We start from the raw sequence: 24,763 nt of genomic DNA, 5'->3' as shown, positions 1-24,763 counted from the left end.
TTCACCTCTCCTTAAAGCAATTATTCTCAGTTCTTGAATCCAAGATATTTTTTATTTTTAACACAATACTTTCGGGACCACTTATCTGAACGAAGTCATAACCATCGGACGAGCTCAATTCTTCTATCCTCACATATTCAAAGTACTTAGAAACAAGTCCATAATCACTATGAGCCATTTTGATATTCAGGTGCACGTCGAACGATTTAAAATAACTTTCCAGTTTTAAGAATAAATCATCAAAACCTATTCTGTGTTTAGCTGATATATAAACCGCCTCGGGATATTCGTACCTTATGAGTTCGACTTTGTCTTCAGGCAGAGCATCTATTTTGTTAAAAACAAGCATCTTTGGTTTTTCATATGCTCCTATCTCTTGCAAAACATCGTACGATGCGGCAATTTTGTCCTTATAAAATGGATCCGAAATATCGACCACAAGCAAAAGAAGGTCCGAGTACAAAATCTCTTCCAGTGTAGAATGAAAAGCCTCGACAAGTGTATGCGGCAGTTTACTTATGAACCCGACCGTATCACCTACAAGACAACATCGACCACTTGGTAACTTAACTTTTCGAATGGTAGGGTTCAACGTTGAGAAAAGTTTGTCAGAAACGAGTATATCACTTTCTTTGGACAAAGCACTCAAAAGCGTGCTCTTTCCTGCATTCGTATAACCAACGATTGAAACAAGGTAATAGCCACTCGACAACCTTGCTCTTCTCGTATTTTCCCTGTTAATTTTCAACTTATTTAGTTCTTTCCTTAGCACTGCGATCCTTTGTTTCAACTTCCTTCTATCGAGTTCAAGAGCAGTCTCGCCAGGTCCTCTAGTACCTATTCCTGCTCCAGGATTTGATAAATAAAAACCTTTACCCCTAAGTCGAGGTAGCTCATAAACTAGCTTTGCCATTTCTACTTGTATTTTTCCTTCGTAAGTTGTCGCATGTTTGGAAAAAATTTCCAAAATTACCTGCGTTCTGTCGAGAACAGGGACTTTTAGGATACTTTCTAAGTTTCTTTGCTGAACAGGTGTAATCTCATCATCGAACACAACAACATCTATTTGGTTTTCATCGCAGAGTTTTTTTATCTTCTCGAGTTTACCGCTGCCAATGTAAGTTGCCGGGTCGGGTTTTTCCCTGCGCTGAACAACCTTTTCTAAAACATCAATCCCTAACGTCTTACAAAGCAGTTCTAATTCCTCAAGTGATTCATTCGTTTTAAGGTTAATATCATGCGCAACCGCTATTATTAACCCCTTCTTCCTAAACTTTGTCATCCCCTTTCCAAAGAGCTGTACATTCAGCCAAATTATTCTTGCGAATCTTCAGAATCCTGCTGTTCTTGTTGTTCTTGTTGTTCCGATTCTTGCTCTTCGGTCTTCATAAGCATGATGTACTGAGCAGGTTGGATCGTACTGATAGCATGTTTATAAATAAGCATCTGCTGCTTACCGTTCTCCAAAAGAACCGTAAAGTTATCAAACGACCTAACAATCCCCTTAGCTTGAAAGCCGTTGACCAAGTAAACTTTGACCTCTATCTTGCGCGTTCTAACGATGTTCAAAAAGCGATCTTGAAGGTTAAACTTTTCCTTTGCCACACAAATCCCCCCAAATTTAAAGAGAATCATAAAGACAGCACAATGCAATGTGATTATACCACAACATATGTAAATTTCAAAGAGATGTTTTTTCACAGCTTTACATTGTTTGCCAAGAACTCTTTGTGTATTTTTTGTTTAATTTGACAAATTATTTGGAAAGTGGTACAATAATTTTGGGAGGTGAAATCCGTGGCTAAGATGTTACCAAGGTGTCCCGTATGTGGAAAGCCGATGAAAGTAATTCAGTTAAGATGCGACGATGATGGTGTAACCGTTAGTGGTTCATTTGAAGCGCCTTCGTTTGCTTATCTCGATGAAGAAGATACGAGGTTTATTATGATGTTCTTGAGAACAAAAGGAAACTTAAAAGAAATGGAAAGACTCACTGGGATTGGTTACTTTGCGCTTAGAGGAAGACTTGACAAAGTTTTGGAAAAGATGGGCCTTACACCTATTGATGAAGATGAAGAGCAGGTTGATTCCAACGATGTCTACAAACTACTTAAAGAAAAGAAGATCACGGTTGAAGAAGCTATTGCTCTTTTGAAAAAGAAGAGAGGTGAAACCGATGGGAGAACTTCCGAATGATATCTTAGCGGTTCTGGAAGCTCTTTCGCGAAAAGAAATAACGGTTGATGAAGCAGAACAACTCATCCAGGCTGTTATGGAGAAAAGAATGAACAAAAATGTGAGGAAACAGAGAACGTACATCGGTAGAGAATTTATGATAAATCCCGGTGAAGAGTACGTTGGAACAGTTGAAGTAGTGAACGGAAAAGCAGTTATAAACGGAAGACTTGTTGGAGACCTTGAAGTGGTTTTCGGCGAACTGATCTTTTCTGGTGAAGTAACCGGGAATGTAGAACTCGTTGGCACAAATATTGTGTGGAATGGGGGGCGCATCGGACGTAACCTTGAGATGGTAGGTTGCTCATACAAAGGTACAAGACCCACAGTGGATGGAAAGGTAAACGAAGTGAATAACTTCTTCATAAACGGTATACTTGGAATGGTGCGCAATCTCATAATTAAACCTTTTTTACACGGCATAAGGATTGAAGAATGACCTTTACCAAAAGGTGGTGAAAAACTATGGATAGATCGGAACTAAGGAGAGTACTGGAGGCTGTCGAGAGTGGAGAGATAACCCCCCAGGATGCCGAAAAACTGATAGAGGCGCTCTATGAGAAAGAGATTGGAGATAAATACGATGCAGAAGATTTTGTAGAGATAACAAAGGAAATTCTGGAAGGTGAAGAACTAAACAAAAGCATATCTATGACTAACGGAAAGCTTGTGATCAAAGGTAAGGTCAAAGGTGATGTTTCAGTGGTAAACAGCGTTGTCGAAATCCAAGGGATCATAAACGGGAATCTAAATGCTGTGAGGTCCAAAATAATCTGGGCTGGAGGTCAAGTTGACGGAGATGTAAACTTAATACTTTCAAAAGAGGAAGGCACTCCAAACGTCGTTGGAAAACATAACATCGTGTCTTTTGATATCCCATTAGTTAATAAGCTATTCGCCGATAAAGTCAAGCTTCAGTCCGAGAGAGAAATATTCATCGATGGCGAGCACAAGATAGATTCTCTCAAAAAAGAAAAAGTAATTGTTAACGGAAGACTTTCTGCTCTCTCCATTGAATGCGAAAATCTTATCTTAACAGGCTCACTTACCGTTAACAATTTACAAGCAGAGAGCGTGGTCGTCTCAAAAAGTGGTATACTGATTGCAGAACAAGCTCAGCTTGAGCGTCTTGTGAACAACGGTAAGTGTAACGTTGAAGTCTTAGAAGCCGAGGAAATTAATAACATGGGGAGCATTGAAGCAAAAGAAACAGAGTCTGAAAGAATAAAGAACACAGGAAGAGTAAAAGTCAAAAGCATTACTGGTGAAACTATGGAAAACAAAGGAGAAACAGAATGTCAAGACATCAAACTCGAATCAGTTGAAAATCATGGCTCAATGCTAATTGAAACGGCGAGATTGGAAGAGCTCGATAACACTGGAGAATTGGCGGTAAATTTATTGAAAGCGGAAACAATTTATAACACAGGTACGATAAGAGCACAAGCACTGGAAACTGACTTCCTGAAAAACAAAGGTAAGGTCAGTGCTAAATTGTTCAATTACAGAGAGCTCGAAGGAAATCCTGTAACCAAGTTGGATTAAATGTACGAAACTCAGAAAGGGGTGTGGTATTGTGTTTTGGGGTGTCATACTTTTCACGGCAGGTGTGTTCATTCTCTTGAGTGTCGTCCTATCTGTAACTTCTCCGGTTTGGTTAATCTTCGGCGCAATAGCGCTTGTTGGTGGTATCGTTAGCATGATAAAGAGTTTCCCCAACGGCCTTGGACTTTCGATTTTAGGTGGATTAATCATCACCCAAGCTTTAGGTTACATAAAGATGGGATTTTGGGAGTTCGTCGTAGCAATTATTGCAGCAGGATTAATAGAAATAGGATTGAAACTCATGGTTGCAAGTCATAGAAAGGAAAATTGGTAGCACACAATGAGTCAGTGATGGATAAACTAAGCGGGGGCTACTTATCTACCCCGCTTAGTTTTAATACGTACAAACTGCTAACGTTTATCCAATTTATTACTGACCGCTCCAGTAGTTTGGTGGTTCTTTCGTGATAACGATGTCATGTGGGTGACTTTCTTTAATCGAAGCTTGAGTTACCCTTATGAATTTAGCCTTTTTCTGGAGTTCCTTTATATCTTTTGCTCCAACATAACCCATGCCGGCTCTTAATCCACCAACTAATTGGTAAACAACGTCCTTAACTGCACCCTTATATGGTACCATCCCTTCAACACCTTCTGGGACGAACTTTTGATTTTCGCTTTGGAAATACCTGTCAGCACTTCCTGATTTCATGGCGCCTATGGAACCCATACCTCTATAGACTTTGTATTTTCTTCCTTGGTAGAGAACTGTTTCTCCAGGAGATTCTTCAGTTCCTGCGAATATACTACCAAGCATAACACTTTCTGCACCTGCTGCAAGCGCTTTAACGATGTCTCCAGAGTATCTGATACCACCATCAGCGATAATAGGAACGTCGTACTTCTTAGCTACCTGAGCGCAATCGAGAATTGCTGTGAGCTGAGGTACGCCTATACCTGCAACTATACGAGTTGTACAGATGGAACCTGGCCCGATTCCTACCTTTACCGCGTCTGCCCCTGCCTTTATAAGCTCTTCTGTCGCTTCCGCTGTTGCAACATTTCCGGCAATAACTTGCAGCTCTGGATAATCTCTCTTGATAGCTTTAATGGTTTCAATAACTTTTTTTGAATGACCGTGTGCTGTGTCTACGACTATAATATCAACACCAGCTTTCACAAGTGCTTCGACTCGCTCAAACGTATCTTTTCCAGTACCGACCGCAGCTCCTACAAGCAACCTTCCTTTCTGGTCTCTTGCCGCATTCGGATGCTCGATAACGCTGAGCACATCCTTAATTGTGATGAGTCCAACGAGTTTATCATGTTCATCAACAAGTGGAAGTTTCTCTATCCTATTCTCGTGCAGGATCTCTTTCGCTTTTTCGAGCGAAATCCCCGGTTTAGCAACTATCAACTTTTTTCTTGGAGTCATAAGCTCTTTGACTTTCTTCTTAACGTCCCTTTCGAACCTTACATCCCTGTTAGTTAATAGCCCGACCAAACGTCCCTCATCGTCGACTACAGGAAAACCTCCAATTTTGTATTCCGCCATAAGCTTCAATGCGTTGAAAACAGTATCGTCAGGATGTATAACAACAGGATTCTCAATAACGCCATTTTCTGTTCTCTTGACAATCTCCACCTGATGTGCTTGTTCTTTAATGGAAAGGTTCTTGTGAATTATTCCTATGCCACCCTCACGAGCTAATGCTTTGGCTAATTCGCTTTCTGTAACAGTGTCCATAGCAGCACTAACAAGAGGAATGTTGAGTTTTATCAAGCGAGTCAGACGAGTTGAAACGTCCGTATCTGAGGGTAATACTTCACTATACTGTGGGACTAACAAAACATCGTCAAACGTAAGGGCTTCCTTAAAAACAAGCGTACCATCGACCTCAGAATCTTTTGAAGTCTTCTTAACACTTTCCTTCTTCTGTGGCATTTTTTCAACCTCCATCCGCCCCACGGCTTTTTATTTTATAACAAAGCAGACCCCCTACATGGGTCTGCCTGCTTTCCTGGTTATTTGGAGCGGGCGACGGGATTCGAACCCGCGGCCCTCAGCTTGGGAAGCTGATGCTCTACCAACTGAGCTACACCCGCTCAATTTCTGCATATATTATATCACCAGAGACCGACATTTTCAAGACCCTTACAGTCAAAAACACGGCAAACTTAGAAATTCGCTGTCCCTCCAACAAATGCGGTCTGTTTCCACTCATTATCTTGCCAAATGTATTTTACGCCCGCGTAGAAACTACTAAAAACAGGATACGCTATAGTTATTCTTGCCAATGTATCGGAGTCGAGGATCTGACCTTCTTTGAAAGGTGTGTCGTCGTACAGATAACCGTAGAGAACCAAACCATTCGTACCACCGATAGCTGGTATGTTGATCAGTCCTTCACCAGAAAGCGTCATATTTCCTTCGAAATTCCCCTTCAAAAGAATTACCACTTTTCCGTACGGCGTGAATGTCAAAGCCAAATTTGCGATGTAACCAACATCTGATTTGTATTTCTCCGGTCCGAAATCCGGTTGTAATTTCTCAAAAGCGTAGTTTCTTGAAATAAGCCATGGTTTAAATCCGTCGGATGCGTAGAACGGACCAGCGACAAACTGCAGCATACCAAAATCTCCAAATATACCACCAAACGCACCATAACCGACTGTTCCGTCCTTCCAAATTTGTGCTCCAGCCTCTGTACCAAGTACAAAACCGATTACGTTCGTGGTCATTGAAACACTTGCAGCGTATGTAAGTGGTGTGGCAACTGCATCTTCCTTCAAGCCATCCATGTCTACCCCGCCAAAGAGTGATAGCTCAAAGATGGAAATCTTAGAGCTCACATTTGCCGTATACACCGGATCTGATTGAGTGAAAGTAAACGTTGAAAGTTGTGCCAGTTGGTAAGGTATATGCGCAGAGGCGTTCAAGGAGCCCAATCTGATACCTGCATCAACGGTTCTTGCACTCGGATTAGAATAACCACTGAAAATGAAACCCATTCCGTAAGTTATTGGTTTCATCCTGCCGTATCTGAACCAAACGTTACCAAGGTCTAATCCCAAAGCTGTTATGTTAATACCGTCGATAATGTTGGTGCTTGGTGCTGATAAGCCAGGATACCCAAAATAAAAATTACCAGTCGTTAGATCGGTTGCATACGTTGTAAGAGTAAACCCAAGCGTTACAGGACCTATCGAAAACTCAGGTCCGAATTCATAAACCATATAGTTGTCATTTCCAATTTGAACGGTACCTACGTTAAGGTAAAAGTTTGCGAAACTTACGACCGCAAAAAGAATCACCAAAACAAAAATCCCTTTAAAAGTCCACTTCATCATCCTTCTTCACCTCCTATAAGTTTTGACCACTGAAAGTACCTTATCGTTCAATTTATGGAGATTCTGTGTCTCTAATTCAATTATATTATAACACGTTCACTGTTGAACGTGCTATAAAAAAATTGCCGGGTTAGAAACCCCGGCATAATGTGTTTATATCTATCTAATCCGCCTTAAAAGTACCCCTTGCTTCTCACTTTCTAAGTTGTTCTTTTGCTATTTCTATGCCTTTTAGAATAGCTTGTTTGTTAATTTCAATAAGCGTAGCTTTTCCACCACTGAGTTTCTTTTCAAGTGCTTTGAATACACTCTCTACATCAACAACATCTGTTGCTCCAACAACTGCGCCAAGCATGACCATGTTTGCAACCTTCAGATTTCCAAGTTTATCAGCGATTTCATTACAAGGTACCTTGATGATGTTTATATCATTCCTTACTGGTTCTCTGTCCACAACCGATTGGTTGACAAAAAGATATCCATTTGGTGTTACCGCAGGCTCAAATTTTAGAAGAGAAGGTATGTTCATCGCTACAATAACCTCCGCTTTATCGGTAACTGGAGACGCAACTGGTTCATTACTTATCACAACGGTACAGTTTGCAGTTCCTCCACGCATTTCTGGTCCATATGATGGCATCCACGTAACGTTTTTACCCTGTAACATCCCAGCGAGGGAAAGGATCTGTCCCATCAACATGACACCTTGTCCACCAAATCCTGCGAAGATCATCCTTGTTGTCATTGCTCATCCCCTACCTTGTCAACGAATACTCCAAGTGGGTACTCTGGAACCATATGCTCTTCCAACCATTTCAGTGCACTAACAGGGTCGATTCCCCAGTTCGTCGGACATGTGGATAGTACTTCGACCATCCCAAATCCTAAGCCCTTTATCTGCGCTAAAAAAGCCTTCTTTATTGCTTTCTTTGTCTTAACCACATCTTGAGGAGTGTTAACCTTCGTCCTGGCCAAGAATGCGACACCTCTTGCTTCCTTTATTACTTCAGCAACATGGAGTGGGTAACCATCATTTTCCGCACTTCTACCGTATGGTGTGGTTGTTGTCTTCATACCGAGCAATGTTGTAGGAGCCATTTGACCACCAGTCATTCCGTAAATAGCGTTGTTTACAAAAATCGTTGTAATCTTTTCTCCTCTGTTTGCTGCATGAATAATCTCCGCAGTTCCAATTGCTGCAAGATCTCCGTCACCTTGGTAAGTGAAAACATACAGATCCGGCCTTGCCCTCTTCATACCGGTTGCAACAGCGGGAGCTCTTCCATGAGCTGCAACAGTTGCATCTGTATTAAAGAACTGATAGGCAAAAACAGAGCAACCAATCGGAGCAACAGCGATTGTCTTTTCTCTTATTCCAAGCTCATCGATAACTTCTGCAACCAATCTGTGTATAATTCCGTGTGTACATCCCGGACAATATGTAAATTCTTTTTGAGTAAGGCTTTCCGGCTTTTTCAATATAACCTCAAATGCCATATCCATTACCTCCCGAGTTTAGATTTCAATGCTTGGAGTATTTCATCAGGTGTTGGGACAACTCCTCCAAGCCTGCCGTAATATTCAACAGGTGCATGGTCCTTAACTGCGAGCTTAACATCTTCCAACATCTGTCCCATGTTCATTTCAACGTCGAAAATTAACTTTTTACCCTTTGCTATTTCTTCTAATCTTTCATACGGGAATGGCCAGAGTGTAATTGGTCTGAAAAGTCCCACTTTAATTCCTTCTCTTCTTGCCTGTTCAACGACGCTCTTTGCAATCCTTGCTACCGTTCCAAACGCTGTAATAACTATTTCTGCATCATCCAATTTGTACTCTTCCCATCTCTTTTCCTTTGCTTCAATCCTCTTGAACTTCTCAACAAGTTCGAGGTTCATCTTTTCAAGCACGTAAGGATCTATGTCGAACGATACAACTATGTGTTTCTCTCTACCATCCGCACCTGTCAAAGCCCAGCTCTCGTGCTTTGGTAACGTGTTTAAATCTCTGAATTCAGGGAACGTAACAGGTTCCATCATTTGACCAATAACGCCATCAGCTATTATCAATACAGGATTTCTGTACTCATCAGCTAAATCGAAAGCAAGATAAGTAAGGTCAACGGCTTCCTGAACTGTTGAAGGAGCGAGCACAATGAGCTTGTAGTCGCCGTGGCCTCCACCTTTCGTTGCCTGCCAATAGTCGCCTTGCGATGGTTGAATATCACCGAGCCCGGGTCCACCACGTACAACGTTGACAAGAACTGCCGGTAACTGCGCACAAGCCATGTAAGAAACGCCTTCTTGCATCAAACTAAAACCTGGAGAGGAAGTCGAGGTCATTACTCTCGTACCTGTACATGCCGCACCATATACCATGTTGATTGTTGCTACTTCACTCTCTGTTTGGAGGAATGTTCCTCCAACTTCTGGCATTCTCTTGGACATATACTCTGGCAATTCGTTTTGCGGTGTTATTGGATAACCAAAGAACAAACGACAACCAGCTCTAACAGCAGCTTCGCCTATTGCTTCTGTTCCTTTTACTAAAACTCTTTCACTCATCAGTCTTCCCTCCTCAAATTATGCGCTCTCTACTTCACGGTAGACTGTAATACATACATCGGGACACATGTTATAGCAAAAACCACAGGCGATACATTTTTCAACATGTTTAGGTTCAGCTGGATGGTAACCCTTTGAATTGAACGTATCACTGAACTCGATAACTTTCATCGGACAAACGCTGATACATAATCCGCAACCTTTGCACCTTTCTTGATCGATCTCTATCCTACCTTTGACCTTTGGCATACGCATCCTCCTTTGCGAAAAAATGAATTCAAAAAATTTTATAATTCCATTTTCATGAATCGACGAATCCTAAACACCGGATATCTAAAATCATTTTCGCTGATAAAATCTGGAACAACGGTCCACTTTACAGGAACTTCTATGATTTCTGAAACCTTTGAGATTATCTCTTCCCCTTTTCTAATCAAATCTGGTGTTGTTTCATAAGACAGGTTTGCGTTGTTTATGAGATAGTCCACCTTAATTCTCGCAACCCTGCGCAATTGTTCGTATGCTCTAATTATCCCGTCCACTGTTGAAGAGAAAGGCCTTGCAATATTCACAACCATACTTATTTCCGAGTCACCAAGATATGGTTTCAAGTAACCAAGTACGACAATCCCGTTTTCTTCACCACCAACATCAATGACTGTCCTGAAATCGGGATTTAAAAGATACCCAATTGCACCACCGGTGATAATTGGTAAGTCTGCGTTCCTTAATGCCCCTTTAGGGTAAACTGTCACCAATCCGGCATTTTCGAGTTCTTCAGCAACATCTCTTGTTCTGTAGTACGGGGAGATTATATCTCCGTCGATAATTGCCACTTTATCGTGCTCTTCCTTTAGTTTCAGTGCCCAATTAATCGCCACCTCAGTCTTACCGCTCCCAAACAAACCTATGAATGCATAATTCTTTGCCATTCGGTTTACTTCCTTTCTTGTTAGTGTTGCAAAACATTTTCCCAGTATATCTTGGCTTCCTCAACACCCCTTAAAACCCTAAGAGCTCCCATAGCTAACGCTCTTTCCTCATCCCCACCGGGGAAAACGAGGATAGGAGCAATGAAACTTGTGTATTCTGTGAGCCATTTCACCATGAATTCCTTGTCGTATGCCAGTCCACCGGTTAGCACAATCGCATCTACTTCTCCTTTCAAAACAGCCGCCATTCTGCCTATCCACTTTGCTATTTGATAAGCCATTGCTCGGTAAACAAGTTCTGCTTCCTTATCACCTTCGCGAATCCTCTGCTGGACTACCATCGCATCATTCGTACCAAGGTAATCAACCATCCCGCCAGCACCCTTGATCTTTTTCTTCATCTGGTCGTACGTATATTTTCCACTGTAGCACAAGTCAATTAACTGTGTTAAAGGCAACGTCCCACTTCGCTCTGGTGTAAATGGTCCGTCTCCATCAAGGGCATTGTTCACATTAACAACTCTGCCTTTTCTGTGCGCTCCTATCGATATACCTCCACCCATGTGCACAACGATGAGGTTGACCTCTTCGTACTTCTTTCCAAGCTGTGCAGCCGCATTTCTTGCAGTTGCCTTTTGGTTCAGCGCGTGGAAAATAGATTTTCTTCTAAACATCGGGTGACCCGTGTACCTTGCAAGAGTCTCTAATTCGTCAACAACGACGGGATCTACGATGAACGAAGGTATGCCGTATCTTTTGGTAAATTCATAGGCAATGAGTGCACCTAAGTTTGATGCATGTTCACCGTTTTTTGCTTCTCTGAGCACTTCCAACATATCTTCCGTTACCTTGTATGTACCTCCTGGAATAGGATCCAAAAGTCCACCGCGACCAACAACGGCCGCGAGTTCCTCGGGTTCGACGCCTATTTCATTTAAGAAATTCTCAACGATTTTGGCACGAAATTCGAATTGATCGGTTAATTTATTAAACAGTGCCAATTCTTCCGGTGCATGTCTTAATGTCTTTGACGCAATCATATTTTCATCATCAAAAACAGCAACCTTCGTACTCGTAGAACCAGGGTTAATAACCAAAATTTTCATCTTCTACACCACCTATCTTCTTGAAGGTTAAGCATCATTCACTCATCAAGCATGTTAACGCTAGTGACAGCAACTTTGTTTCGTCGCTATCAGCCCTCGATGTAAGTGCAACAGGGCACTTTGCACCAATGATCGCAGAAGCAACCTTTGCTCCGGCAAGAAAGACCATAGCTTTGTAGAAGATGTTTCCGGCTTCAATGTCTGGCATAATCAGAATATCGGCATCTCCGGCAACCGAACTAACTAAACCTTTATGCTCAGCGGCTTCTTTTGACACCGCATTATCCAACGCGAAAGGCCCGTCCACAATACAGTTCTTTATCTGTCCTCTTTCGTTCATTTTCGCGAGTAATGCAGCATGCACTGTAGCTTCCATCTTTGGATTAACAACCTCAATTGCTCCTAATATCGCTACCTTGGGCTTTTCCACACCAACTGCTTTTCTTGCAACAAGAACCGCATTTTCTATAAGATGCACCTTTTGTTCCAAATCAGGCGCAATTGTCATACCTGCGTCCGTAACTATCAATAGCTTGTGGTACAGTGGTGTTTCAAAAATACTAACAAGAGACATCGTTCTACCAGTTTTCAGGTTGTATTCATCCTTCAAAACTGCCTTCATCAAATCCCCTGTTTTAATATTTCCCTTCATTACAAAGTGTGCTTTACCCTCAACAACAGCTTTGACAGCGTCATCAGCTGGATTCTTGGAATCGACTATTTCAAAATCCTTGAGGCTGACTCCAGCTTTTTCAGCGTGAAGCTCAATTTTCTTTACATCGCCGAATAAAATCGCATCGACGATACCTTCTTTTCTTGCCATATCAACAGCTCTCAGCACAACATCGTCATCCGCAGCCGCAACAGCAACAACCTTTTTACCTATGCTCCTTGCTTTATCCAAAAGTTCGTAAAGTTTCTTCATTTATCACACCTCCTGAGCTTTCCAAACCTTGGGTTGTTCAACACCAGTCAGTACCCTGAGTGCACCGTAGGCAAGTGCTTCCATTTCCATCTCACCGGGAACGACGAAGATCGGACCGAATTTGAAAATATACGACTTAATCATGTCAACAAACTTTTCGCTAAAAGCCATACCACCGGTGAGTACTATTGCATCAACTTTACCTTTAAGAACCACACACATAGCACCAATTTCTTGTGCAATCTGATAAGCCATAGCTTCTATCACTTCAAGTGCCTTTGGATCACTCTCTCCCATTTTAAACGCTTCTCTTAAATCGTTTGTTCCAAGGTAAGCTACTAAACCTCCCTTGCCAACGAACATCTTCTTTAGCTGGTCTTTGGTGTATTGACCTGAGTAGCACAATTTAACAACGTCACCAACCGGCAATTCTCCAGTCCTTTCAACGCTAAATGGACCTTCGTCGTTTGCGTTGTTCACATCGATCATTCTTCCCTTTTCGAAAGGAGCGACCGATATCCCACTGCCAAGGTGTGCAATAACCATGTTCAGTTCTTCAAACCTTTTTCCAAGTTCTTCTGAGATCCTAATACCCACAGCTCGCATATTGGATATATGCGAAAGACTTTTTCTTTCTATGTCCTTGATGCCAGATAATCGGGCTTCCGGTATCATCTCATCAACGCTTACAGGATCTGTGATATAAACTGGTATATTTTTGGATGCTCGTCTTGCCAATTCATAGCCTATAACCGCCGCTAAGTTTGAAGCGTGTTGAACTTTTGTTTTGTTGGTCAGATAATCTACCATATACTCATCAACAACGTAAGTTCCACTTTCAACTGGTGGAAGAATACCTCCGCGTGCTGCTATAGCATCGAAGTGCTCAATCGACAGATTGTGCTTTTTCAAAAATTCCTCTACGGCGTTTGCGCGCATTTCTTTTTGATCCATTATTGATGGATACTTATCGAGCTCTTCGACTGTGTGTTGAAGGGTTTCTTGTATTATCTTTTGCTTATCCTCGAACACCGCTACTTTTGTACTTGTTGCACCAGGATTGATAACGAGAATTTTCATACTATATCAACCCTTTCTTCTTCCCATATTCAACAACAACTTCTTTTAGTCTCTTGACGCCTTCAATAATTTTCTCTTCTGGCGGTAAGCAGAATGAGAGTCTCATAGAAGAACTTATACTATCATCCACGGTAAATGCTTGACCTGGGATATAGTAGATCTTCTTTTCCTTTGCTGTCTCGAACATTTCCATCGTATCGTAACCTTCAGGCAGCGTAAACCATACGAAAAGTCCACCCTGCGGATTTACCCACTTTGCGCCTTTCATATCGGCGAATTCCTCTTCGAGTGCTTTTATCATTGTGTTCTTCTTCTTTCTGTACAATTCGATTCCTGGTTTTAAGTACTCAAGTAAATCGTATCTTTCTAAGAATCTTGCTGCTATCCTCTGGTTTAAGCTCGGGCTACACAAATCAGCCGCCTGTTTGGCAAGAGTTGCTTTTCTGACAATGTCAGCTCTACCAACTATTACTCCTATTCTTAAGCCTGGTGTGAGGATTTTGCTGAACGTATTGAGCAAAACAACTCTATCGGGCCCTCCTAATTTATAAAGTGATGGCAAATGTTCACCTTCAAATCTTAGAAGGCCATACGGGTCATCTTCAAGAATAAGAATGTCGTATCTCTCTGCTATTTCAATTAGTTTCTTTCTCTTCTCCAAGCTCATAGTTACGCCAGCTGGATTGTGGAAATTAGGAACAGAGTAGATGAACTTCACATTCTTTATCTTTCCTAATTTATCCAGTTCTTGAAGCTTTCTTTCCAAGTAGTCTACATCCATACCATCTTCTTGAAGCGGTACAGTTTCAAAATTTGTAAAGGTCATTCTGAAAGCACTTGCGGCGCCAAGGTACACTGGAAATTCGACAAAACAGATGCTATCTTTGTCAAGAAAAATCCTTGCGATAAGGTCGAGTGCTTGCTGCGAGCCTGTTGTGAAAAGTAAGTTAGACCTATCAAGGTTCGTTATTCCATAAATCCTCTCAAGAAGTTTAATCATTTGTTTGGCAAGCTCGTCGTCACCTTCGGTTGTATTGTATTGGAGAGTGTACGCGTATTCTTTCTCAATTACCTCTTTGGCGATCTCAGCAAGTTCATGGCGCGGGAACGTGTTCGGGTCAGGGACTCCACCTCCGAACGATATAGAACCTGGAACAGAGGCATATTTGAGCAGTTCTCTAATCAAAGAAGACCTTAGGTTTCTTCCAACATCGGACAATATGCTTTCTAAATCCATGACTCTCACTCTCCTTCTCATATTTTTGCAGATAACTCTTTGCACAAGGTTTCTCTTAACCCTTTGGAATAGTTTCAATTGTTGTTCCACTTATATATTAGCAACATTGTGCCAAAAGGCAAAAGAAAGATAATACTGCATACTCACGTTATGAACAGATTAGTGGAGATTTTGCTTCAATTTCAACTTTGCAAATCATTGCATGAAAAAAATTGCACAATTAAGCCTGTTGTCAAATATACGTTCCAAGATGTAAAATATTGGTGAATAAATTCTCATTTTAGCATAGGTTAGTCAGTGTAAGTTATAGACAAAAATTCCACACTAATATCGAAGAAGGAGGGATTTATGTGGTAAAAAAGTATTTATTGTTATCACCTGGTCCAACGCCAGTTCCTCACGAAATATTACTCGAAGGTGCGAAGGAAACCATTCACCACAGAACACCTGAGTTTGTTAAGATTCTTGAAGAAACTATCGAACTGACAAAGTACGTTTTCCAAACGAAGCACGATGTTTTCATTCTCACCGCTTCCGGAACAGGTGCACTTGAGACCGCAGTTGTCAACCTTGTGAATCCTGGTGAGAAAGCAATAATAGTCAACGCTGGTAAATTCGGTGAAAGATGGGTATTAATCGCAAAAGCGTATGGTGTTGACGTTGTGGAAATCAAACTACCGTGGGGTAAAGCAGTAACACCAGAAATGATCGAAAAGGCAATGAAAGAGCATCCAGATGCAAAGGTCATTTTCACAACATACAGTGAAACATCCGCAGGTACAGTCATCGACCTCGAAAACATTGCCAAACTCACAAAAGACACAGATGTCATCCTTGTTACAGACGCAGTTAGTGGTCTTTTGGCCGAACCTCTTAAGATGGATGAATGGGGCGTAGACGTTGTAGTTTCTGGTGCACAGAAGGGTTGGATGCTCCCGCCAGGACTTGCTTTCATAGCTATAAACGACAAAGCTTATGCAAAAGTTGAAAAATGCACGAACAGCAGATTCTATTTTGACTTGAGAAAATACAAAAAGAGCTCACCAGACAACCCATGGACAACTGCAGTCAACTTGATTTACATGCTGAACAAAGCTGTTAAAATGCTCAAAGAAGAAGGAATTGAAAACGTCTGGGCAAGACATGCACTTTATGGGGAAGCGACAAGAGCAGCAGTTAGAGCTCTTGGATTGACCTTCTTCTCAGAAAGACCTGGTAACGTCTTAACTGCAGTTAACTCACCCGAGGGAATCCCATCAAGCAAATTGACGAAACTCATGAGGGATAAGTACGGTGTTACCATAGCAGCCGGTCAAGAACCAATGAAGGACGAGATATTCAGAATTTCTCATCTTGGATACCTTACTCCGTTCGATATAATCACCGGAATCACCGCTTTAGAGTTCGCTCTGAAAGAACTTGGATACAACGTTGAGCTTGGTAAAGGAGTTGTCGCTGCAGAAGAAGTTCTCTTCAAAGGGTTGGTGAAGTAAGATGAGGATACACATTAACGATCCACTTGATAAACAGGCTACTGAAAAATTGAAGAGTGTCCCCGGAGTAGAAGTAACATCTGAACATCTAGAAAAAGAAGAACTTCTTAAAATCATGCCCGAAATAGAAGTACTAATTGTTAGAAGTGCAACGAAAGTCACAGCCGACATAATCGAAGCAGGTACAAAGCTTAAGATAATCGGACGCGCGGGAACAGGATTGGACAACATCGATGTAAAAGCAGCTGAAGGGAAAGGAATCAAAGTCATAAACACACCAGGTGCAAACAGCATCTCCGTAGCTGAATTAACAATCGGGCTTATGATCGCCTGTTCAAGACACATCGCACGTGGGACAACTGACCTTAAAAACGGCAAATGGACGAAGAAGGAACTTGAAGGTCATGAGCTCTTTGGTAGGACCGTCGGAATCATAGGATTTGGAAACATTGGTCGAGAAGTTGCAAAAAGATTGCTTGCATTCAACATGAACATCTTGGCTTACGATCCATTTGTTAAAGAAACCGATATGAACGTTAAGATGGTTGATTTAGATACACTCTATAAAGAAAGCGACTACGTAACGATCCATGTTCCACTAACACCAGAGACAAAGTACCTAATAAACAAAGAAACGATCTCAAAAATGAAAGACGGAGTAATAATCATCAACGCTGCCAGGGGCGGAATTATCGACGAAGCTGCATTGTACGAAGCCTTGGTTAATGGCAAAGTCTACGCAGCTGGGCTCGATGTATTCGAAGTAGAGCCTCCTACAGACGAACTCAGACAGAAACTGCTTGCCTTACCGAATGTTGTAGCAACTCCGCACATTGGTGCTTCCACATTTGAAGCGCAAGAGAGAGTTGGAATGCTACTCGTTGAAAGGCTTATAAAAGAAATCGCATAAGAATAGTTATCAGAAAATCACATATCTAGGGGAGCATCCGTGCTCCCTTTTTTTGTTTTTCTGTATTTGTCAGTTTAATATTACGACTGATTAACATTTTAATTGCTATAGAATTTAGCATACGTATTCTGTTTTTCGTTATGTATAATCGCAACTACCGACTTTGTTATTATCACTCTTGACAGTAGAGTGATAATTCTGTATAATATAAGTGGAATTCGGTAGAAATCCAACACGCTGAGCAGGGGGTGAGAGTATGTTGGCAAGAAGAAACGACTTATTTGAACCATTCATGGAATTACAAAGAGAAGTTGACAGACTCTTCTCAGAATTCATGAAACCATTCAGAACAGATTTTGAATTCCTCCCAAAGGTAGACGCTTATGAAACAGAAGACAAGGTAGTTCTTGAACTTGAAGTTCCTGGCGTTAAGAAGGACGAACTAAAAATCACAGTTGAAGACGGAATATTAAGAATTTCAGGAGAAAAGAAGGCTGAAAGAGACGAAAAAGGTAGGAACTACAGAATCGTCGAAAGAAGCTTTGGCAAATTTGAAAGATCCTTCTTGCTCCCAGACTATGTTGACGTACAAAACATCAAGGCAAAATACAACGATGGTGTCTTGACAATAGAACTGCCAAAGAAGAAAGAAGAAAAACCAGCTCTCGAGGTAAAAGTCGAATAACAGACTAGAGCTACATAAAGAAAGCGGGGTTCTTGCGAAAGCGAGAACCCTGCTTTTATTTTTTTAGAACAGAGCGTAGAAATACTTTCCTAGGTTGAACTGTGCAAAAAATTGCAATTTGCTTAAAATGATTGTTTTAATATGCTTTTTTGTTATCTGGCCACAAATGGCAGGTGAGCATTTGAACCTTTTTCTCCATACTAAGGTCAAAAGTATATTAGGGTTGATTAGGAATTGCTTAGAATCCCCAATGTGCTTAAAACAATCCAAAGAACTTCGAAAACTTGTCGAAGTTCACTAGAAACAAGAAAGGATCTGTTTAAATCAAATTGTTGGAAATTACGGAGGGAGGTGTAAGAGGTGAGATTTACCTAAATGGAGTAACAACGTATTTAAGGAAAATCTAATCAACACAAAAAGGAGAAGGTGATTTTATGAGAAAAGTTTTGATTATCGGTTTTGTTGTACTTGCTTTAATTTCCGCATTCAGTTTTGAAATATCCGTCTTTGGTGGTTTGGAACTTGGTGGTAAGAACAGACCTTACGTAGGTGCAAGGATAGGAACGCTTTCAGCAGGAATCTCTCTCATGTTAGAAGGATATTATCCTGTTGCATCTTTTGAGCAATTAGAAGAGATAAACATCGAAGAAATCCAGTTTGTAGAGATTGATCCGTATCTCTACCTTGGAATACCGTTGATGGGTTCGTTACTTTATGTGGGTGCTGCGCCGATTATCATTTACGATATCAAGAATACAGAGTTTGCGATGTATCAAGATATATTCCACCTCAAAGCCGGTATGAGATTCGGAACTGGCATAATCTTTTTTGTAGAGGGAATTGCAACAATGAACACGTCATTTCAACTTTTCGATACCTACGCAGTATCAGCGGGCGTAGGAATTGGGTTCTAAGGGAGTGGTAAGTATGAAAAAGATGATTATAAGTATCTTAACTTTTGTTTTTGTTCTCGCATTTTTGGTCAGCTGTTCAGAGATACCTCAAGCTCCTAAGGTAATCCCAAGAGATCCAGTTGGCACAACTAAACCTTCCACAACAGGTTACTCAAGCAGCGGTATCTATGGGACACTGGACAAGCAACCTTCTTTGGTTCCTATTGCTGTTCCCGATCCAGTTCGACTAAGGATTAGTCTGCCCGGTGTAGAAAATTTGCAATCTAGCGAACTGAGGGTATTTGAAGATAACAGGGAACAGGGGTTTGTGCTATACAAGGAATCCACCGTAAGAAACAAACTAGACATCGCTATCATCCTTGATGTAACTGGAAGTATGTCTCCTGCTATAAACGGTGCTAAAAACAGCATAATCAATTTTGCAAAGTCTCTCGAAGAACGAGGATTGGACGCAAGGGTCGGTGTTGTTCCGTTTGATGATTACGTGAATCCTCCAAGTGATATAGTAGCCAGCCCAACGTTTTTAAATCTCACCTCACCAGCTTCAGCTCAAGAATACGTTGCAACACTTTATGCAGGTGACGGTGGCGATTGGCCAGAAAATGATTACGATGCTATCATGTTTGCTGCTACTGCCATGGAATGGAGACCAGCTGCACAGCGTGTGATGATTGTTATTACGGATGCACCAGCGCATTATAAAAGCGATGGCTCAGGAATCGCTCATTTTGATAAATCAGACATGTTACCACTTCTTGTTGGATATTTCACAATACACGGTGCATTCGTACCAGGAGTTTACTACAACTCATCTGCAACAGACTTTTCTGCTCAGGGAGATGTAAGAGAGCTTTGCCAAAAAACAGGTGGGGTTATAAAATACACTGATTCTGAAGGAAACGTCAATTTAAATGACCTTGGCATAGTAGAGTACGTGACTTCATCTTGGATCGTCACTTTTGAAAGCGATTCACCAGCAGCTACACATACGATAGAAGTCTTTTACACCAAGGACGAAGACAAGAGATACCTTAAGCTCGAAAATATTTCTTATTAATAGTCAACTTTTTAAAGAAAAGCGGTGCCGAGATTGGCACCGCTTTTTTAGATTCGATTTTCAAAAATTTTCCTAACCTCTTCTTGTGACAGTTCTCGCCAATCACCAGGTTTCAAAGTCTCGTCGAGTCTTAGTTTTCCAATTCTAATCCTTTTTATCTTCTCCCAATCTATTCCAAGCTTTTTACACATCTTTTTAACTTGGTGGTACTTCCCTTCAACAATAGTTATTGAAATTACTTTTTCATCAATTTGTCTTATCTTGCCCGGCAAAAACTTCTCACCATCAACTTCTAATCCCTTTTCGACATCATTTTTCATCTGCTCACTCACAAAAACTGGTGTTCTTGTGTAAATGTAATATTCTTTTTCTATGTGTTTTTTCGGTGATATCAAATTGTGTGTGAAGTCTCCATCGTTGGTAATTATCAAAAGCCCTTCTACATCTTTGTCGAGCCTTCCTGCTATGTGCAGCTCATTAATATAAGGATGCTCTATCAAATTAAGAACACTTGGCTCATTTTCAGCCGTTGTTGACACAAAGCCTGCTGGCTTGTTTAACATAATGTAGACAAAATGATGTGCTATCACAGGATTATCATCTATTGTAACAACGTCACGCTCTGATATGTGAAGGCCAGGATCAGTAATAATCTCACCGTTAACTTTTATCCGTTTGTCTTTTATATACCTTTTAACTTCTGCTCTGGACCCTATGTGTGCATTAGCCAAGAACCGGTCTAAGCGGATTTTCTTATTTTTGTCTTTGACATCCATTCTCTGTTTACCTTCTTTCCTTTTCACAGTGGATAATTTTTGATAGCCTCCATTACTTTTACAACTTCAACATTTTCTTTCACATCGTGGACTCTTACGAAATCCACGTCGTGCATAACGCAGTACGCGGTCAACGCAAGTGTGCCGTTCAGTCTTTCTTCTGGTGGCAGGTTAAGTATCATTCCTATCATCGATTTTCTACTCGCACCGATGAGAACTGGATATCCGAGTTCTTTGAACTTGTCTATGTGTTTGAATATCGCTAAGTTGTGCTCCAATTTTTTTCCAAATCCAATGCCTGGATCAATTATTATTTGTCCTACTCCACGACTCTTAGCAAAATTGATCCTTTCTTTGAAAAAATCGAGCAGTTCAGCAATAACATCTGTATATTCAGGGTTCTGTTGCATCGTTTTTGGAGTACCTTTCATGTGCATAATGATGACAGGACATTTGTACTGCGCAGCAACATCGACCATTTTTTCGTCAAATCTTAACGCACTTATATCGTTTATAATGTCCGCACCAGCTTCTAGAGAAAGTCGTGCAACTTCTGATTTATAGGTATCAACTGAAATTGGAATATCAAAATGTTGCCTTATGATCTTTACGGCTGTTACTGTCCTTCTAATTTCCTCCTCAAGAGGTACAGGTTCTGCACCTGGTCTTGTACTTTCACCGCCGACATCTACAATATCCACACCGTTTCTGACCATCTCTTCTACTTTCTTGAGCAGTTCGTCTTCGCTGACGCGACTGCCTGAATAAAAAGAATCAGGTGTAACATTAATTATCCCCATGACTTTTGTCCTCTTTGAGTTTATTAATTCCCTTATCATGTGAGCCCGAGCAATGTTTTGCATATCATTCACTCCTTAAACAAAGCTTTCTATTCTTCCCTTGTGACAATTATACTTACTATCTGGACATTTGGAAGTTTGATCGGTATCAAGCACTTTTCGTAGTAAGTTGTTTCTATAATAAGATACTTCCCATCTTGCGATGAGCTGAGCTTGTAAAATCCATCTACCGTGTATGTTCTTCTGTTCAACAATTTGTAAGTAGTGCCAAAAGGCTCGTACACATCTCTGTATATTACTGATTTGCCTTCGAACGGTTTCATGGCTTTATACAGCACTCTTTTTATTTGACCGTCTATTTCCTCATCAAATGCAAACGATGTGTAGTTTTCCGCTTGAGTTATTTTTATATTCGAATTTGCAACACCATGCCTATGAAAATCGAACCTCAGATAGTTTATCATATGAAAGGTTCTCAAAGTCTTTCTATTTATATCTAAAATATAAGCCATGTGTTGTAGCACATGGCTGTAACCATCGAACGCGGTGATCATAATCAAGCTTGCAACGATCACGAAAATAACAAACTCAACGTAACTCACAAAACGAGAACCCCCAGTTTTCCCCCTTGAGATACTGACAAGCAACAAAAAGTAAAATTGATAAGAAATGAAATAAGATGGATTAAAATCAACACTATTACAGGTTAAACTTCTCCTTCGGAGCTTCGGCTTTCGCAATTTTGTCTAAAACACCGTTCACAAATTTTCCACTCTCTTCGGAACCATACTTCTTTGCAATCTCTACCATCTCATCCAACGTAACCTCGATAGGTACATCCATTTCGTAAAGCAATTCGTACGCTCCTAATCTTAAAATACTTCGGTCGATGTAAGAAACCCTTCCAAAATCCCAGTTCAAAAGATACTTTGAAATAGTCTCATCTATCTTCTCTTTGTTCTCATGTATATTTCTCAAATACCTTTCGACGTCCTTCTTTAACTCCGATATCTTTTCATCACTGAGCATATCTTGAAGGATATCATTAAATTCGTCAGGCCTAAAATCAAGTTGGAAAAGCGCTCTTACTACCGCTTCTCTGAGCTTCCGTCTCCTTGATACCAAATTTTCAACCCCTTGAATTTGATTATCTAAACTCTTTATGAAGCTTTGTTAAATTCCCTTTCTGAAACACCAACCACAATAACGTTTACCGCTTCAACGACTTTTTCTGTCATCTGAGTAACGTTTTCAGAGATTGCTTTCATAACTTTTTTGGAAAATTCAACGATGTTTTCCCCGTATGGAACCTCAAGTTTGATGTTTAAAATCACGTTATCTTCCGGTGTTCTCTCCACAGATATATTTTTTCGCACCTTTTTAAACTCTTTGTCATCTGGTTCCACACCGTAGACTGAACATATAGATCTGTAGGCAATTTCGGAAATAACATTATCAGATACCGTGATGTTGCCCATGGGTTTCCCCCCTTTCAAACACTGATGCTGTTAACTAAAAGTATTGAAAATTTCCAAAAACCGTATTATCTTCTTATTAGTGGAACACCCCCCACCATCAATTCTCACAAAAAGGAGGTACTCCACTATGCAAAATTCTGTAGTCTCTTGCCCCAAATGCGGCTCTACCAACATCTACAAAAACGGTCATGATAAGTACGGTAACCAACAATACTTTTGCAAAGACTGTAAGCGCACTTTCAGACTTGTTCATTCAAAAAAACACAAGCTCTTCTCTTTCCCTTATCCTAAATGCCCTGTCTGTGGAAAAACTATGCAAATCCACAAAATCAAAAAAGCCTTCGTTAAGTTCCGTTGCCGTTCTTGCCATACCAGAGACGAAATCCCAACTAACTTACCTCAATTTGTCCCTCTTCCTTTCGACTCTTTCAAGTTCTTCCGTTTCCCTATCTTTATTGTCCTTAAAGCCTTCGTCCTTTATTTCAAAGCTGTGTCCTTGCGTTCCATCAGAGACTCACTTAATATCAAAGTCTCTCATGTCGCTATCTACAAGTGGATCCTTAAGTTGTCTTGTTTCTTTTCCATCCTCGTTCCTGTAGATGCTTTCAAAGTCCATGGTGATGAAACTGTCGTTTTGTTTAAATCCAAAAAGTACTACGTTTGGTTCTTAGTTGAGCACGATTCGAATCTTATTGTTGCTTGGCATGTATCCAAATATCGCGATATGGGTCAAGTGAAGATATTGTTAGAGAAGTTCTTTGGTAACAACGAAAGAGAAATCGAACTAATCACTGATGGACTTGGTGCGTATGGTGCAGTGAAGATACTATACAAGAATATCAACCATATAGTTGTGAGACTTGGGCAGAACAATCAATGTGAATCTAAATTTTCGTTATTCCAAGACTTTGTACGAGCCAAGCGTGGATTTAAGAATATTGACAATCTTCCAATGTACGTAAACAGCTTTTGTGTAGTGAGAAATCTCTTGAAACTGAACGGGAATGATATTGCGCGTGTTATGAGTGTTCTATTGTCTTCCATCACTACAAGTTAACAGCATCCAAACACTATCGTTAAGTTAATTCTGTTGAATGTCATCACGCTCGTTCTATGTACTCTCCCGTCCTTGTGTCGACCTTAATCTTGTCCCCCACGTTTATGAAGAACGGAACGTTGATCTTAAGCCCTGTCTGCAAGACCGCAGGTTTGCCCCCACCTGAAACGGTATCACCTTTAAAGTTTGGTTCCGTTTCCACAACTTCCAAGACCACAGTTGTTGGTAATTGAATACCGATAGGTTTTTCGTCATGCATCACAAGATCTACCTGTGTATTTTCAACAAGGTAGTATTTTGCTTCATCAACTTCCGACTCAGGGATTGCGTACTGTTCGTAAGTCTGTAGGTCCATAAAGTAATAGTTTTCACCATCGTTGTAAAGGTATTCCGCTTTCCTGAAGGAAAGTTCAGCTTCCTCGACCTTTTCACCGCTTGCGAAGTTGGCTTCTCTAATCAAACCAGTTGACAGACTCTTGAGCTTTGTTCTGATAAGTCCTGACCCTCTTCCTCTGAAGTGCTTGTTCACATCGATTATTCTGTATATATCTCCTTCGTACTTGATGTACATACCCTTTTCAAGGTCACCAACTTCTATCATACTAATCCCTCCAGTTA

The 24,763-nt window shown here is 40.8% G+C and carries 29 protein-coding genes and 1 tRNA gene; 10 read left to right on the top strand and 20 right to left on the bottom strand.

Translation table 11 applies throughout. The features are described 5' to 3' along the window. Window position 1: 1 nt before the first annotated feature. Together hflX and hfq are read right to left on the bottom strand one after the other, a co-directional pair. Complete coding sequence (hflX, locus tag NA23_RS02125; protein WP_033191286.1) at window positions 2-1,282, bottom strand: GTPase HflX; 1,281 nt, start codon at window positions 1,280-1,282, stop codon at window positions 2-4. A gap of 32 nt (window positions 1,283-1,314) precedes the next feature. Beyond that, window positions 1,315-1,635, bottom strand: a complete 321-nt coding sequence (gene hfq, locus NA23_RS02120; RefSeq protein ID WP_052107258.1) for an RNA chaperone Hfq — start codon at window positions 1,633-1,635, stop codon at window positions 1,315-1,317. 171 nt (window positions 1,636-1,806) lie between these two features. On the opposite strand from hfq, the gene NA23_RS02115 reads away from it, so the two are divergent. Genes NA23_RS02115 through NA23_RS02100 form a run of 4 tightly spaced genes read left to right on the top strand, consistent with a single transcriptional unit; the run spans window position 1,807 to window position 4,114 of the window. Next, window positions 1,807-2,196: a DUF2089 domain-containing protein gene (locus tag NA23_RS02115; protein ID WP_033192474.1), complete on the top strand. Its 390-nt coding sequence runs from the start codon at window positions 1,807-1,809 to the stop codon at window positions 2,194-2,196. Then, window positions 2,177-2,674 (top strand): hypothetical protein, encoded by a 498-nt coding sequence (locus NA23_RS02110; RefSeq protein ID WP_033191288.1) that lies wholly within the window; start codon window positions 2,177-2,179, stop codon window positions 2,672-2,674. Before NA23_RS02115 ends, NA23_RS02110 begins: the two co-directional genes overlap by 20 nt. A gap of 26 nt (window positions 2,675-2,700) precedes the next feature. Next, window positions 2,701-3,780 carry an SHOCT-like domain-containing protein gene (locus NA23_RS02105; protein WP_052107091.1) on the top strand — a complete coding sequence of 360 codons (1,080 nt, stop codon included), beginning with the start codon at window positions 2,701-2,703 and terminating at the stop codon, window positions 3,778-3,780. A gap of 31 nt (window positions 3,781-3,811) precedes the next feature. Beyond that, complete coding sequence (locus tag NA23_RS02100) at window positions 3,812-4,114, top strand: hypothetical protein (RefSeq protein ID WP_033191289.1); 303 nt, start codon at window positions 3,812-3,814, stop codon at window positions 4,112-4,114. Between the two features lie 96 nt (window positions 4,115-4,210). On the opposite strand, the gene guaB is transcribed toward NA23_RS02100, so the two are convergent. The 12 genes from guaB to NA23_RS02040 all read right to left on the bottom strand — a co-directional run bounded on the left by guaB (window position 4,211) and on the right by NA23_RS02040 (window position 14,975). Further along, window positions 4,211-5,725 (bottom strand): IMP dehydrogenase, encoded by a 1,515-nt coding sequence (guaB, locus tag NA23_RS02095; protein ID WP_084384013.1) that lies wholly within the window; start codon window positions 5,723-5,725, stop codon window positions 4,211-4,213. A gap of 85 nt (window positions 5,726-5,810) precedes the next feature. Next, window positions 5,811-5,886 (bottom strand) — tRNA-Gly (locus tag NA23_RS02090). 72 nt (window positions 5,887-5,958) lie between these two features. Beyond that, complete coding sequence (locus NA23_RS02085) at window positions 5,959-7,128, bottom strand: hypothetical protein (RefSeq protein WP_249477120.1); 1,170 nt, start codon at window positions 7,126-7,128, stop codon at window positions 5,959-5,961. A gap of 196 nt (window positions 7,129-7,324) precedes the next feature. Beyond that, a complete protein-coding gene (locus tag NA23_RS02080) occupies window positions 7,325-7,876 on the bottom strand; it encodes a 2-oxoacid:ferredoxin oxidoreductase subunit gamma family protein (protein WP_033191291.1) in 552 nt (183 codons plus the stop codon). Next, window positions 7,873-8,628, bottom strand: a complete 756-nt coding sequence (locus NA23_RS02075) for a thiamine pyrophosphate-dependent enzyme (protein WP_033191292.1) — start codon at window positions 8,626-8,628, stop codon at window positions 7,873-7,875. The genes NA23_RS02080 and NA23_RS02075 overlap by 4 nt, the downstream gene beginning before the upstream one ends. A 5-nt stretch (window positions 8,629-8,633) precedes the next feature. Beyond that, window positions 8,634-9,695, bottom strand: a complete 1,062-nt coding sequence (locus NA23_RS02070) for a 3-methyl-2-oxobutanoate dehydrogenase subunit VorB (protein ID WP_033191293.1) — start codon at window positions 9,693-9,695, stop codon at window positions 8,634-8,636. A gap of 18 nt (window positions 9,696-9,713) precedes the next feature. Continuing rightward, entirely contained in the window at window positions 9,714-9,944 is a 231-nt protein-coding gene (locus tag NA23_RS02065) for a 4Fe-4S dicluster domain-containing protein (RefSeq protein WP_033191294.1), read from the bottom strand. Window positions 9,945-9,982: 38 nt separating this feature from the next. After that, on the bottom strand, window positions 9,983-10,627 hold the full coding sequence (locus NA23_RS02060) for a ZPR1-type zinc finger protein (protein ID WP_033191295.1): 645 nt from the start codon (window positions 10,625-10,627) through the stop codon (window positions 9,983-9,985). Between the two features lie 20 nt (window positions 10,628-10,647). Beyond that, window positions 10,648-11,733, bottom strand: coding sequence for a butyrate kinase (gene buk / locus NA23_RS02055; protein WP_033191296.1), 1,086 nt, complete (start codon window positions 11,731-11,733; stop codon window positions 10,648-10,650). Window positions 11,734-11,767: 34 nt separating this feature from the next. Next, on the bottom strand, window positions 11,768-12,658 hold the full coding sequence (locus NA23_RS02050) for a bifunctional enoyl-CoA hydratase/phosphate acetyltransferase (RefSeq protein ID WP_033191297.1): 891 nt from the start codon (window positions 12,656-12,658) through the stop codon (window positions 11,768-11,770). Between the two features lie 3 nt (window positions 12,659-12,661). Beyond that, window positions 12,662-13,738, bottom strand: a complete 1,077-nt coding sequence (buk, locus tag NA23_RS02045) for a butyrate kinase (protein ID WP_033191298.1) — start codon at window positions 13,736-13,738, stop codon at window positions 12,662-12,664. A gap of 1 nt (window position 13,739) precedes the next feature. Next, the gene (locus NA23_RS02040) at window positions 13,740-14,975 is read right to left on the bottom strand and encodes an aminotransferase-like domain-containing protein (protein ID WP_033192477.1); all 1,236 of its coding nucleotides are present in this window, start codon (window positions 14,973-14,975) and stop codon (window positions 13,740-13,742) included. Window positions 14,976-15,325: 350 nt separating this feature from the next. Here NA23_RS02040 and NA23_RS02035 point away from each other — a divergent pair, with 350 nt between their 5' ends. From NA23_RS02035 to NA23_RS02015, 5 genes are all read left to right on the top strand, one after another. Further along, window positions 15,326-16,468: a pyridoxal-phosphate-dependent aminotransferase family protein gene (locus NA23_RS02035; protein ID WP_033191299.1), complete on the top strand. Its 1,143-nt coding sequence runs from the start codon at window positions 15,326-15,328 to the stop codon at window positions 16,466-16,468. A 1-nt stretch (window position 16,469) separates the two neighbouring features. Then, window positions 16,470-17,378 (top strand): D-2-hydroxyacid dehydrogenase, encoded by a 909-nt coding sequence (locus NA23_RS02030; protein ID WP_033191300.1) that lies wholly within the window; start codon window positions 16,470-16,472, stop codon window positions 17,376-17,378. A gap of 256 nt (window positions 17,379-17,634) precedes the next feature. Then, complete coding sequence (locus NA23_RS02025) at window positions 17,635-18,063, top strand: Hsp20/alpha crystallin family protein (RefSeq protein WP_033191301.1); 429 nt, start codon at window positions 17,635-17,637, stop codon at window positions 18,061-18,063. 434 nt (window positions 18,064-18,497) lie between these two features. Next, window positions 18,498-18,977, top strand: coding sequence for a hypothetical protein (locus NA23_RS02020; RefSeq protein ID WP_033191302.1), 480 nt, complete (start codon window positions 18,498-18,500; stop codon window positions 18,975-18,977). Between the two features lie 13 nt (window positions 18,978-18,990). Further along, the gene (locus tag NA23_RS02015) at window positions 18,991-20,034 is read left to right on the top strand and encodes a vWA domain-containing protein (protein ID WP_033191303.1); all 1,044 of its coding nucleotides are present in this window, start codon (window positions 18,991-18,993) and stop codon (window positions 20,032-20,034) included. Window positions 20,035-20,081: 47 nt separating this feature from the next. Here NA23_RS02015 and NA23_RS02010 read toward each other — a convergent pair whose 3' ends face one another. The 5 genes from NA23_RS02010 to NA23_RS01990 form a co-directional block, all read right to left on the bottom strand. After that, on the bottom strand, window positions 20,082-20,837 hold the full coding sequence (locus NA23_RS02010; protein WP_249477118.1) for a pseudouridine synthase: 756 nt from the start codon (window positions 20,835-20,837) through the stop codon (window positions 20,082-20,084). Continuing rightward, window positions 20,834-21,673: a dihydropteroate synthase gene (gene folP, locus NA23_RS02005; protein WP_084384012.1), complete on the bottom strand. Its 840-nt coding sequence runs from the start codon at window positions 21,671-21,673 to the stop codon at window positions 20,834-20,836. Before folP ends, NA23_RS02010 begins: the two co-directional genes overlap by 4 nt. Before the next feature lie 26 nt (window positions 21,674-21,699). Next, complete coding sequence (locus tag NA23_RS02000) at window positions 21,700-22,212, bottom strand: hypothetical protein (protein ID WP_033191304.1); 513 nt, start codon at window positions 22,210-22,212, stop codon at window positions 21,700-21,702. Window positions 22,213-22,309: 97 nt separating this feature from the next. Continuing rightward, a complete protein-coding gene (gene nusB / locus NA23_RS01995; RefSeq protein ID WP_033191305.1) occupies window positions 22,310-22,735 on the bottom strand; it encodes a transcription antitermination factor NusB in 426 nt (141 codons plus the stop codon). Between the two features lie 35 nt (window positions 22,736-22,770). Beyond that, window positions 22,771-23,088 (bottom strand): Asp23/Gls24 family envelope stress response protein, encoded by a 318-nt coding sequence (locus NA23_RS01990; protein WP_033191306.1) that lies wholly within the window; start codon window positions 23,086-23,088, stop codon window positions 22,771-22,773. A 127-nt stretch (window positions 23,089-23,215) separates the two neighbouring features. Between NA23_RS01990 and NA23_RS01985 the strand changes: the two genes are divergently transcribed. After that, window positions 23,216-24,145 carry a DDE-type integrase/transposase/recombinase gene (locus NA23_RS01985; protein ID WP_033190913.1) on the top strand — a complete coding sequence of 310 codons (930 nt, stop codon included), beginning with the start codon at window positions 23,216-23,218 and terminating at the stop codon, window positions 24,143-24,145. 43 nt (window positions 24,146-24,188) lie between these two features. Here NA23_RS01985 and efp read toward each other — a convergent pair whose 3' ends face one another. Then, a complete protein-coding gene (gene efp / locus NA23_RS01980; RefSeq protein ID WP_033191307.1) occupies window positions 24,189-24,746 on the bottom strand; it encodes an elongation factor P in 558 nt (185 codons plus the stop codon). Window positions 24,747-24,763: the final 17 nt, after the last annotated feature.

The sequence above is a fragment of the Fervidobacterium islandicum genome (assembly GCF_000767275.3).
Lineage (GTDB): Bacteria > Thermotogota > Thermotogae > Thermotogales > Fervidobacteriaceae > Fervidobacterium > Fervidobacterium islandicum.
The sequence above is the reverse complement of the archived record's forward strand: the minus strand, read 5'-3'. Positions and strand labels throughout refer to the sequence as shown.

Coding starts and splice junctions, on each gene's coding strand:
- guaB (WP_084384013.1), bottom strand. CDS start 5,725: ATGCCACAGAAGAAGGAAAGTGTTAAGAAGACTTCAAAAGATTCTGAG.
- folP (WP_084384012.1), bottom strand. CDS start 21,673: ATGCAAAACATTGCTCGGGCTCACATGATAAGGGAATTAATAAACTCA.
- NA23_RS01985 (WP_033190913.1), top strand. CDS start 23,216: ATGCAAAATTCTGTAGTCTCTTGCCCCAAATGCGGCTCTACCAACATC.
- hflX (WP_033191286.1), bottom strand. CDS start 1,282: ATGACAAAGTTTAGGAAGAAGGGGTTAATAATAGCGGTTGCGCATGAT.
- NA23_RS02050 (WP_033191297.1), bottom strand. CDS start 12,658: ATGAAGAAACTTTACGAACTTTTGGATAAAGCAAGGAGCATAGGTAAA.
- NA23_RS02025 (WP_033191301.1), top strand. CDS start 17,635: ATGTTGGCAAGAAGAAACGACTTATTTGAACCATTCATGGAATTACAA.
- NA23_RS02040 (WP_033192477.1), bottom strand. CDS start 14,975: ATGGATTTAGAAAGCATATTGTCCGATGTTGGAAGAAACCTAAGGTCT.
- NA23_RS02065 (WP_033191294.1), bottom strand. CDS start 9,944: ATGCCAAAGGTCAAAGGTAGGATAGAGATCGATCAAGAAAGGTGCAAA.
- NA23_RS02105 (WP_052107091.1), top strand. CDS start 2,701: ATGGATAGATCGGAACTAAGGAGAGTACTGGAGGCTGTCGAGAGTGGA.
- NA23_RS02060 (WP_033191295.1), bottom strand. CDS start 10,627: ATGGCAAAGAATTATGCATTCATAGGTTTGTTTGGGAGCGGTAAGACT.
- hfq (WP_052107258.1), bottom strand. CDS start 1,635: ATGATTCTCTTTAAATTTGGGGGGATTTGTGTGGCAAAGGAAAAGTTT.
- NA23_RS02030 (WP_033191300.1), top strand. CDS start 16,470: ATGAGGATACACATTAACGATCCACTTGATAAACAGGCTACTGAAAAA.
- NA23_RS02015 (WP_033191303.1), top strand. CDS start 18,991: ATGAAAAAGATGATTATAAGTATCTTAACTTTTGTTTTTGTTCTCGCA.
- NA23_RS02085 (WP_249477120.1), bottom strand. CDS start 7,128: ATGAAGTGGACTTTTAAAGGGATTTTTGTTTTGGTGATTCTTTTTGCG.
- NA23_RS02070 (WP_033191293.1), bottom strand. CDS start 9,695: ATGAGTGAAAGAGTTTTAGTAAAAGGAACAGAAGCAATAGGCGAAGCT.
- buk (WP_033191298.1), bottom strand. CDS start 13,738: ATGAAAATTCTCGTTATCAATCCTGGTGCAACAAGTACAAAAGTAGCG.
- NA23_RS02020 (WP_033191302.1), top strand. CDS start 18,498: ATGAGAAAAGTTTTGATTATCGGTTTTGTTGTACTTGCTTTAATTTCC.
- NA23_RS02080 (WP_033191291.1), bottom strand. CDS start 7,876: ATGACAACAAGGATGATCTTCGCAGGATTTGGTGGACAAGGTGTCATG.
- efp (WP_033191307.1), bottom strand. CDS start 24,746: ATGATAGAAGTTGGTGACCTTGAAAAGGGTATGTACATCAAGTACGAA.
- NA23_RS02115 (WP_033192474.1), top strand. CDS start 1,807: ATGTTACCAAGGTGTCCCGTATGTGGAAAGCCGATGAAAGTAATTCAG.
- NA23_RS02075 (WP_033191292.1), bottom strand. CDS start 8,628: ATGGCATTTGAGGTTATATTGAAAAAGCCGGAAAGCCTTACTCAAAAA.
- NA23_RS01990 (WP_033191306.1), bottom strand. CDS start 23,088: ATGGGCAACATCACGGTATCTGATAATGTTATTTCCGAAATTGCCTAC.
- NA23_RS02110 (WP_033191288.1), top strand. CDS start 2,177: ATGGGAGAACTTCCGAATGATATCTTAGCGGTTCTGGAAGCTCTTTCG.
- buk (WP_033191296.1), bottom strand. CDS start 11,733: ATGAAAATTTTGGTTATTAACCCTGGTTCTACGAGTACGAAGGTTGCT.